This is a genomic window from Streptomyces sp. NPDC021080 (assembly GCF_044333225.1).
Classification (GTDB): Bacteria; Actinomycetota; Actinomycetes; order Streptomycetales; family Streptomycetaceae; genus Streptomyces.
Genome location: NZ_JBIRQM010000068.1, coordinates 1 through 1,362, shown reverse-complemented (window position 1 = coordinate 1,362; position 1,362 = coordinate 1). Strand labels below are relative to the sequence as shown.

Below are 1,362 nucleotides of genomic sequence, written 5' to 3'. Positions count from 1 at the left end.
TCTCCCCCACCTGGGGCGTCTACAGCGGCTACGAACTCTGCGAGAACACCCCCCTGCGCCCCGGCAGCGAGGAATACCTCCACTCCGAGAAGTACCAACTGAGGCCACGCGACTGGGAGTCGGCGGAACGGGGCGGCCGGAGCATCGCGCCGCTGGTACGGGAGCTGAACGCGCTCAGACGACGGAGTCCCGCGCTGCGCCAACTGCGTGACCTGCACTTCCACCACGCCGACCAGGAGGCGGTGATCGTCTACTCCAAGTCCGCGACGGACGCCCGCGGTTCGAACACGGTTGTGGTGGTGGTCAACCTCGACCCGCACCACACCCAGGAGGCCACGGTCTCGTTGGACATGCCGCAACTCGGCCTGGAATGGCACGAGTCGGTGCCGGTGCGCGACGAGCTCACCGGCGAGACCTACAACTGGGGCAGGACCAACTACGTGCGCCTGGAGCCGGGTGACCGGCCCGCGCACGTCCTCACCGTCCTGCGACCGTCCTCACCGTTGATCGGAGGGTCACCCACCACATGATCGTCAACGAGCCCGTCCCCGACACCTTCGAGGACACCCCGGCCAAGGACCGCGATCCCGAGTGGTTCAAACGCGCCGTCTTCTACGAGGTCCTGGTCCGCTCCTTCCAGGACAGCAACGGCGACGGCGTCGGCGACCTCAAGGGCCTGACCGCCAAACTCGACTACCTGCAATGGCTGGGCGTCGACTGCCTGTGGCTGCCCCCGTTCTTCAAGTCCCCGCTGCGCGACGGCGGCTACGACGTCTCCGACTACACCGCCGTCCTGCCCGAGTTCGGCGACCTCGCCGACTTCGTCGAGTTCGTCGACGCCGCCCACCAGCGCGGCATGCGCGTCATCATCGACTTCGTCATGAACCACACCAGCGACCAGCACCCGTGGTTCCAGGAGTCCCGCACCGACCCCGACGGCCCCTACGGCGACTACTACGTCTGGGCCGACGACGACAAGCAGTACCAGGACGCCCGCATCATCTTCGTCGACACCGAAGCCTCCAACTGGACCTTCGACCCCGTCCGCAAGCAGTACTACTGGCACCGCTTCTTCTCCCACCAGCCCGACCTCAACTACGAGAACCCGGCCGTCCAGGAGGAGATCATCTCCGCGCTGCGGTTCTGGCTGGACCTGGGGATCGACGGGTTCCGGCTCGACGCGGTGCCGTATCTGTACCAGGTCGAGGGGACGAACTGCGAAAACCTTCCTGCGACCCATCAGTTCCTCAAGCGGGTGCGTAAGGAGATCGACACGCACTATCCGGACACGGTGCTGCTCGCCGAGGCGAACCAGTGGCCCGAGGACGTCGTCGACTACTTCGGCGACTTCCCCTCCGGCGG

Annotated in this window: 2 protein-coding genes; both read left to right on the top strand. The window is 66.4% G+C overall.

What is annotated here, in order from left to right:
• Positions 1 to 530: DUF3459 domain-containing protein (locus ACH4S8_RS45160; RefSeq protein ID WP_398405199.1), on the top strand; the 530-nt coding region annotated here is incomplete at its 5' end.
• The coding region (locus ACH4S8_RS45155; protein ID WP_398405197.1) for an alpha-amylase family glycosyl hydrolase at positions 527 to 1,362 on the top strand (836 nt) is incomplete at its 3' end. The genes ACH4S8_RS45160 and ACH4S8_RS45155, both read left to right, overlap by 4 nt.